Origin of the sequence: Nonomuraea sp. K271, from assembly GCF_009908215.1 — a bacterium.
Lineage (GTDB): Bacteria > Actinomycetota > Actinomycetes > Streptosporangiales > Streptosporangiaceae > Nonomuraea > Nonomuraea longispora.
In genome coordinates, this window is sequence record NZ_JAAAHR010000261.1 from 1 (window position 1) to 8,516 (window position 8,516).

Genomic DNA, 8,516 nt, shown 5'->3' on the forward strand with positions numbered 1-8,516 from the left:
GTTCTGGGGTGGGGACGACCTTGCGCTCGTCGCGGCGCCACGTACGGCGGGCGATCCACCACAGCAGGACGACCACCAGGAGCGGCGCCAGCGAGGTGACGGCCAGGCGCTTGGACGGCTCGTACGCCCACATCTCGCCCATCCACCGCAACCACTCGGGCGCGAACTCGTCGGTGCAGGCCCGCCCCGCGGCCGTGCACTGCCAGCCGACGAGGTCCACGCAGGCCCTGGTCACGGCGCCGACGAGGGTCCCGGTGAGCAGCAGGGCGAACAGCCGCTGCGCCGCCTCCGTCGCGTGCCGCAGCCGGTCGCCGCCCCGCGGCCTGGGCAGCATGAAGTAGGACAGGTTCGCCAGCGAGAACGGCAGCAGGAGCAGCCACAACGCGATCGTGCGCCCGCCGGAGGTGAGGCCGCCCCACGCGTACGCCTCCCGCCGGCGCACGCCCGGCACGTCGGCGCGGTCGCTCACCGGCCGGCCCGCCGTCCACCAGCGCCGGTAGAAACCCGTCGTGCCGTCGCCGGCGACCAGCCGGGGATGGGGGTGGTTGAGCATGCCCGCCGGCGGCGTGCCGGAGACGCCGTGGACGCGCAGCTCCGTCACCCCGCCGCAGGTCTCGTCCAGGAAACCGTCCATGTGGACAAGGATCCTGCGGCGATGACGTCACGTACAGTTGTCGATCGAATACTTTACGCTTTGGTCGCTCCGGCGGTGAGCCCGGTGATCAGGTGGCGCTGCACCAGGAGGAAGACCGCGCCCGCGGGGATGGCGATGAGCACGGCGGAGGCGGTCATCAACCCCCAGTCCGACCAGTGCTGGCCGACGAACTGCTGCAGGCCCACCCCGAGCGTGCGCTTGTCCTCCTGCGACATGAACACCGTGGCGTAGCCGACCTCGCCCCAGGCGGTCATGAAGCAGTAGAAGGCGGTCACCGCGATGCCCGGCCGGGCCAGCGGCAGCACGACCCGCCAGAACGTGCCGAACGGCGTCAGCCCGTCCACCATCGCCGCCTGGTCGATCTCCACCGGCACGGTGTCGAAGTAGCTCTTCATCATCCAGGCGCAGAAGGGCACCGCGATCGTCATGTAGGCGATCACCAGGCCGGGGATCTGGTTGAGCAGGCCGAGCCCGGCCATCAGGTTGTAGAGGGGGACGATGAGGATGGCCACGGGGAACATCTGGGTGATCAGCAGCAGCCACATGACCGGGCGGTGGCCGGGGAAACGGAAGCGGCTGACGGCGTAGCCGGTGGTCGCGGCGAGGAACACGCCGAGCACCATGGTCAGCCCCGCCGTGAGCACGCTGTTGAGCAGCCACTGCGGGAACTGGGTGGAGGTCAGCACGCGGGCGTAGTTGTCGAGCGAGGAGTCGTTGAACAGCTGCAGCTCGGCCAACAGCCAGCTGTCGCGTGGTTTGAGCGAGGTGAGCACCAGCCACACGACGGGGAACAGCGAGATCGCCACGGCGATGAGCAGGCCGGCGTGCAGGCCGATGGAGGCCAGGGGTCCCCGCTCGCCGCGGGGCCGGGTCACGGGGGTCACCAGGGGTCTCCTTGACTGCGCAGGGTGCGACGGTAGCCGACGGCCAGCACGACCAGCATGGCGAGGATGATCACGCCCCACGTGGCCGAACCGGAGTAGTTGCGGATGCCGGTGAAGGCCTCGCGGAAGGCGTAGGTGACGAGGATCTCGGTCTCGCTGCCCGGACCGCCCCGCGTGACCAGGAAGATGATCGGGAACATGTTGAACGTCCAGATCGTCCCGAGCAGGACCACGGTCGTGGAGACCTGCCGCAGCCCGGGCAGCGTGATCGCCTTGAAGCGCTGCCACGGCGAGGCGCCGTCGACCTCGGCCGCCTCGTACAGCTCGGCCGGGATCGACTGCAGGCCGCCGAGCATGGCGACCATCATGAACGGCACCCCGATCCACACGTTGACCGCGATCACCGCGATCTTCGCGGTGACCGGGTCGTCCAGCCATCCCACGCCGGAGAGCCCGGCCATCTTGAGGAAGCCGTTGATCACGCCGTAGTCGCTGTTGTAGAGGTAGCGCCAGATGAACGCGGCCACGAACGCCGGCACGGCCCACGGCAGGATCAGCAGCACCCGGTAGAGCGAGCGCAGGCGCAGCTTGCGGTTGAGCATGACGGCCAGGCCGAGCCCGATGCCGTAGTGGAGGCCGACGCACACCACCGTCCACGTCACGGTCCAGAGCACCTTGTCCCAGAACAGGCCGCTGGTCAGGATCTGGAGGTAGTTGTCCAGGCCGACGAACTCGTACGTGGACGGGATCACATTGACCCCGATGGTGCGGCCCATGTTGGCCTCGGTCGCGTCGGTCAGCGACAGGTAGACGCCCCTGGCCAGCGGCCAGCCGATCAGCACCAGCATCACGACGACCACCGGCGCGATCATCGCCCAGGCGTACCAGTGGGACGACAGGGCGCGTCTCAGCCTCCCGGGGCTGTCATGGCGGCGGCTCCGGCCGCGGGCGGACTCGCCCGCGGCCGGAGCCTGCCCGGTCGAGACTGCCACCGGTCAGCTCCAGTCCTTCATGATCCCGTGATACTGCTCGTCGACCTTCTTGAGCATGTCGGCGGGCGTGGCCTGGCCGCCCACGAGCGACTGGTAGCCCTCCAGCAGCGGCTGGAACAGCTGCCCGCCCTCGGGGATCCACGGTCGCGGCACGGCGGTGTCCATGATCGGCTTGAACACGGCGACGTCGGGGTTGTCCTGCACGGCGGGGTCGGCGTAGGCGGAGGTGCGGGTGGGCAGCAGGCTGATCTCCTTGGCGATCTTCGCCTGGGCCTTGACCGTGGTCATGAACCGCACGAACTCGTACGCGGCCGGGATGTTCTTCGATCCGGCGTAGATCGCCAGGTTCCAGCCGCCCGTCGGGGCCCCCGCCTTGACCGAGCCGGCCGGGACGGGCGCGATGCCGAGGTTTGATCTGTCCTTGAACTCCTTGCCCTGGTAGATCTCCGACAGCGCCCACGGACCGTTGTAGATCATGGCCGCCTTGCCCTCCTTGAGGGCCGTCATGGCGTTGGCGTAGCTGTCGGTCGTGGCGGGCTTGGGCGCGGCGCCGGAGTTGATCAAATCGGCCACCGTCTCGATCGCCTTCACGTTGGCCGGTGAGTTGACCACGATCTTCTTGCTCTGCACGTCGAGCAGGTCGCCGCCCTCGCCGTACATGAACGGCAGCAGGAAGTAGGAGTCGACGTTGAGCGCCAGGCCGTCGGCGTCGGTCTTGTCCTTGACGTTGAGGGCGGCCTGCTTGAGCTCGGCGACCGTCTTGGGCGGCTCCTCGTGGCCGGCCTCCTTGAGCAGCCGCTTGTTGTAGATCAACGCCAGCGTGTCGGTGACCTGCGGCACCGCGTAGGTCTTGTCGTTGTACTTGGTGCTGCTCAAGGGCCCGGACAGGAAGTCGGACTCGTCCTCCACCGCCCGTGTGCCGTCAAGGGGCTGCAGATAGCCCAGAGAGGCGAACTGCGGTGTCCACGCCACCTCGGAGCGGATCACGTCGGGAGCGCCGGTGCCGGCCTGCGCTGCCGTCTGGAACTGGTTCTGTGCCTGGTCGGACGGCACGTTCACATATTTGACCTTGATGCCGGGGTATTGCGCCTCGAACTCCTTGATCAACGCCTGGAAGGTCGGGCCCTCGCTGTCGGGCCTGGTCGTGTCCCACCAGGTCAGCTCACCGGTGATCTTCGCCGGGTCGGTGACGGAGGCGGTGGGAGCGGCGGCCTCGCCGCCTCCGCCACCGCAGGCGGTGGCCGTCAGGGTGAGCGCCGCCACGGCCGCGGCCGCTAAGAGTCGTCGCATGTCCTTGTCCTCACAGCTGGTCTGGATCAGAGGTCGGGGTACGCCGGAGGGTACGCCGAGGCGGCGCTCCGGGATAGATGGGAACGCAAGATTTCTGCAAGTTGTTACATTGATCCGCGTGCCCGCCTCCCCAGCCGCACGACGCCGCCCACACAGGCGTTTCCGCAGGTTGAAGTCGTCCGTTTCACATGATGGACGGCCGGACGGCGCTCGCCGGCCGCCGCGCGGGCCGCCGAGCACCTGGGCGAGTTGCTGAAATTTCCAGAAACCATTGCAAGCAAGCACGGCGGCGGCCGTGGCTCAGGTAAGCCGCTCGCGCCGGACAAATGGTAATATTGCCATCACACAGAGTGAACGTCGGGTGGAGGTTCCGCGTGATCCGCAGCCGGCCGGCCGGCACCGGCGCCGAGGGGGCCGGGCCACCGCGCGCCGACGTCGACCCGACCAAGGCGCGGGCGTGCTGGATCGACCGCGACACGGTGGCCTGGCAGGTCGAGCCGTCGCTACGGCACACGCTCGCCTTCAGCGCCGACGGCGGCATCGCCCTGCGCGGGGGCGAGCTGACCGGCGACCCGCGGCTCATCCGGCTCGCACCCGGCGCGTGGAGCGAGGAGCAGCGCCGCCGGTGGCCCCACCTGGCCTCCTTCACCGCGCTCACGGTGGACCCGCGCGACGCCGGCCTGGTGAAGGGCGCTCTGCGCGGTCAGGTCGTGGCCGTGGGACGCGACGCCGGCGGCACGCTCCTGGCCGCGACCGGCGTGCAGCTGCCCGGCGTGCTCGACGACGTCTACGCCGAGGCCGCCACCGCCTGGCTGGGCCCGGCAGGACGGCTGATCCCGAGGCTGGCGGTGTGGGCGCCGACCGCGCGCACGGTCGAGCTGGCGCTCTACGCGCCCGGGAGCGAGCGCCGCCGCGTGCACCGCATGCGGCGCGACGACAGGACCGGCGTCTGGTCGGTGCGCGGGCGGCCGACGTGGTGGGGCCGCGAGTACACGTTCCTCGTCACGGTCTACTCCCCCAGGCACGGGGGGATCGTGACGAACGAGGTGACCGACCCGTACAGCCTGGCCGTCGCCCCCGACGGGGCGCGCAGCAGGCTCGTCGACCTCGACGCCGCCGCGCTCAAACCGCGCGGCTGGGACCGGCTGGCCAAGCCCGCGGCCGTGCCGCAGCACCGGGCGTCGATCTACGAACTGCACGTGCGCGACTTCTCCGCCTCCGACGCCACCGTACCCGCCGCGCTGCGGGGCACGTACGCCGCCTTCCGCGGCGACGGCGCGGGGATGCGGGAACTGCGGGCGCTGGCGGCGGACGGGCTGACACACGTGCACCTGCTGCCGGTGTTCGACTTCGCCACCGTGCCCGAGCGGGCGACCGACCGGAGCGAGCCCGCCTGCGACCTGGCCGCGTTCCCGCCGGCGTCCGAGCGGCAGCAGGAGTGCGTGGCGAGGACCGCCGCGACCGACTCCTACAACTGGGGGTACGACCCGCTGCACTACACGGTGCCCGAGGGCTCGTACGCGACCGACCCCGACGAGCGCACCAAGGAGTTCCGCGGCATGGTGGCCGCGCTCAACCGGGCCGGGCTGCGCGTCGTGATGGACGTGGTCTACAACCACACCTGCTCCACCGAGGTGCTCGACCCGATCGTGCCCGGCTACTACCACCGGCTGCTCGACGACGGCACGGTGGCCACCTCCACGTGCTGCGCCGGCACCGCCCCCGAGCACACCATGATGGGCAGGCTGATCGTCGACTCCGTGGTCACATGGGCGACCCGGTACAAGGTCGACGGTTTCCGCTTCGACCTGATGGGCCACCACCCGAAGGCCGGCATGCTCGCCGTACGCGCGGCCCTCGACGCGCTGACCCTGCGTGAGGACGGGGTCGACGGAAAGTCGATCATCCTGTACGGCGAGGGCTGGAACTTCGGCGAAGTGGCCTGCGACGCCAGGTTCGAGCAGGCCACGCAGGCCAACCTGGCCGGCACCGGCATCGGCACGTTCACCGACCGGCTGCGCGACGCGGTGCGCGGCGGCGGCCCCTTCGACGCCGACCCGCGTGTGCAGGGATTCGGCTCGGGCCTCGCGGGCGCTCCCAACGGCGCACCCGTCAACGGCACCGAGGAGGAGCAGCGGGCCAGGCTGGCCGCCTGCACGGAGCTGGTCAAGGTGGGGCTGACGGGCAGCCTGCGCGACTACGTCCTCCCGTCGGGCAGGAAGGGCTGCGAGGTGGACTACAACGGCTCGCCCGCCGGCTACACCGCCGCGCCGGGTGAGGCGGTGGCCTACGTCGACGCGCACGACAACGAGACGTTGTTCGACGCGCTGGCGTACAAGCTGCCGCAGCCGACGCCCATGGCCGACCGGGTGCGCATGCAGGTGCTCTCGCTGGCCACGGTGGTGCTGGCGCAGGGGACGGCGTTCGTGCTCGCGGGCAGCGAGCGGCTGCGGTCGAAGTCGCTGGACCGCAACTCCTACGACTCGGGCGACTGGTTCAACCGGCTGTTGTGGGACTGCTCGGAGGGCAACGGCTTCGGCGCCGGCCTGCCGCCCAGAGCCGGCAACGAGGCCGCGTGGCCGTACGCGAAACCCCTGCTCGAGGATTCGGGGCTGCGCGCTGACCGCGCGGCCGTCGAGGCGTGCCGGGCCGCGTTCGGCGAGCTGCTGCGGATCAGGACGTCGTCACCGGCGTTCGCCCTGGGCTCCGCGGACGAGGTGCGGCGGCGGCTGTCGTTCCCCGGCTCGGCGGAGGGCCTGATCACCATGCACGTCGACACGACCGGCCTCGATCCGCGCTGGACGTCCGTCACCGTCGTGTTCAACGCCACGCCGTACGCGCACGTGCAGGCGATGCCCGGCCTGGCGGGACGGGCCGTGTCGCTCCACCCCGTGCAGCAGGGCTCCGGAGACGCGGTGGTGCGGGGCTCGGCGGCCGACCCGGCCACCGGCGCCCTGTCGGTACCGGCCCGCACGGTCGCGGTCTTCGTCGCCGCCCCCTGAGACGCCGTCCCCCTGAGACGGAGCCGGTAGACGGGCGACGTGGCGGGTAGGGGACCGGACGAAAAACCGATGGCTTTGAGCCGCATGACGGCGCAGACTGGATAGACGGCGATCGCGTGGAGCAGTGGAGCACCCGTGGACTATCACTTTGATCACATGCCGGTCCTGTCCCGAGGCAGACATCGCAACCCCAAACGCGGTGCCTGCTTCATGGAGCTGGCCTCCTACCTGGCCGGGGAACGATGGAGCGACCATCCGGCCTGCACACATCCGTTGCTGGCCGCACTCGCGCGCCTGGTCAACGACAACACCGGCGACGAGAGCCGGGCCAAGCTCGTCCATCTCGTCCCGTCCATCATCGGCCTGGCCAGCGACGACCTGCGCGTGGACGCCCGGATCGCGCTGCGCTGCGCCACCACGGCGCTGCCGGTGGCGGCGGCCGAGCGCCAGCTCGCGCTGGCGGTGTCGGTGCTGGCGGCCGAGGAGATGCTGGCCAGGCTCGACGGCGCTGCGCCGGGGCGGCTCAGCGAGTCGAGCGTTCGGGTGATGGAGGAGGTGCCCCACGCCGCCGAGCAGGCGCGCCGCTTCAGCCGCGCGGCCAAGATCACCCCGAAGGGCTTCCGCCGGTACGCCGCGCCCAATGCGGTGCAGTTGTCGGTGGTCGGCATCGTCCAGGCCTGCATCCCCGATCCGGACGCGCTGCTGTGCCGGCTCCTGGAGGAGGCCATCGCCGACTGCGCGGCCATGATCCACGGCCCTCGCACCGAGACCCCGGCCACCGCATCCCCGGTGCACGCCTGATCGGATCTCGTCTCCCGGCGCCGCCGGTGGACGTCTCTGGGAATACCCATAGGCGGCCGTGCGCGTGCGTGCAGTCACGTCGCGTGACGTGAAACATTGCGCATCCTTGAGCCGCAGGGGCTTGCGTTACGGCGAAAAGGCCAGGTCAGGGAAGCCTCTCCTTCGTTGCGGATCTTCTGGACATATGCCTACATTTCCGAAAGAGGCATATGAAAGCGGAGGAACTGCATGACCATCGAGCTCGCCCGGCCGTACTCGCCCGAGAAGCATCACAGCCACCGGGACGTGACCGGCGGCTGGCTGCGCCCGGCCGTGTTCGGGGCGATGGACGGGCTCGTGTCCAACTTCGCGTTGATCGCCGGCGTCGTGGGGGCGGCGGGAGCCGGGCGCGGCGCGGTGCTGGCCGGGTTCGCCGGTCTGGTCGCGGGCGCGTGTTCCATGGCCGCCGGGGAGTACACGTCGGTGAAGTCCCAGACGGAGCTGATGCGGGCGGAGATCGCCGTCGAGCGGCGCGAGCTGGCCAGGAACCCCAACGGCGAGCTGGCCGAGCTGGCGGCCCTCTACCAGGAGCGGGGGCTCGACCCCGAGCTGGCGCACCGGGTGGCCGAGGGGCTGTCCGCCGATCCCGAGCAGGCGCTGCGGGTGCACGTCCGCGAGGAACTGGGCGTGGATCCCGACGACCTGCCCTCACCGTACGTTGCCGCCGGGTCCTCCTTCTGCGCGTTCGCCGCCGGAGCGCTGGTGCCGCTGGCGCCGTTCCTCTTCGGAGCGTCGGGGCTGGTGGTGGCCGTGGTGATGAGCGTGCTGGGGCTGTTCGGTTTCGGGGCGGCGGTGGCGCGGATGACGGCGCGGCCGTGGTGGCTGGGCGGGCTGCGCCAGCTCGCGCTGGGGG

General features: G+C 70.7%; 6 protein-coding genes and 1 pseudogene. 3 read left to right on the top strand and 4 right to left on the bottom strand.

Annotated features, from left to right (window positions below; all coding sequences use genetic code 11):
* The 4 genes and pseudogenes from GUY59_RS44690 to GUY59_RS44705 form a co-directional block, all read right to left on the bottom strand.
* Positions 1 to 634 (bottom strand): annotated as a pseudogene (locus GUY59_RS44690) (hypothetical protein); the annotation flags it as partial.
* 53 nt (positions 635 to 687) lie between these two features.
* On the bottom strand, positions 688 to 1,539 hold the full coding sequence (locus tag GUY59_RS44695; protein ID WP_252375243.1) for a sugar ABC transporter permease: 852 nt from the start codon (positions 1,537 to 1,539) through the stop codon (positions 688 to 690).
* Complete coding sequence (locus GUY59_RS44700; protein ID WP_138208305.1) at positions 1,536 to 2,531, bottom strand: carbohydrate ABC transporter permease; 996 nt, start codon at positions 2,529 to 2,531, stop codon at positions 1,536 to 1,538. Before GUY59_RS44700 ends, GUY59_RS44695 begins: the two co-directional genes overlap by 4 nt.
* A 3-nt stretch (positions 2,532 to 2,534) precedes the next feature.
* Positions 2,535 to 3,821: an extracellular solute-binding protein gene (locus GUY59_RS44705; protein ID WP_138208306.1), complete on the bottom strand. Its 1,287-nt coding sequence runs from the start codon at positions 3,819 to 3,821 to the stop codon at positions 2,535 to 2,537.
* Positions 3,822 to 4,195: 374 nt separating this feature from the next.
* Between GUY59_RS44705 and pulA the strand changes: the two genes are divergently transcribed.
* The 3 genes from pulA to GUY59_RS44720 form a co-directional block, all read left to right on the top strand.
* Complete coding sequence (pulA, locus tag GUY59_RS44710) at positions 4,196 to 6,823, top strand: pullulanase-type alpha-1,6-glucosidase (protein ID WP_252375244.1); 2,628 nt, start codon at positions 4,196 to 4,198, stop codon at positions 6,821 to 6,823.
* A 135-nt stretch (positions 6,824 to 6,958) separates the two neighbouring features.
* Entirely contained in the window at positions 6,959 to 7,624 is a 666-nt protein-coding gene (locus tag GUY59_RS44715) for a hypothetical protein (protein WP_252375245.1), read from the top strand.
* Positions 7,625 to 7,852: 228 nt separating this feature from the next.
* On the top strand, positions 7,853 to 8,516 hold a 664-nt coding region (locus GUY59_RS44720; protein WP_161715052.1), incomplete at its 3' end, for a VIT1/CCC1 transporter family protein.

Coding starts and splice junctions, on each gene's coding strand:
- GUY59_RS44705 (WP_138208306.1), bottom strand. CDS start 3,821: ATGCGACGACTCTTAGCGGCCGCGGCCGTGGCGGCGCTCACCCTGACG.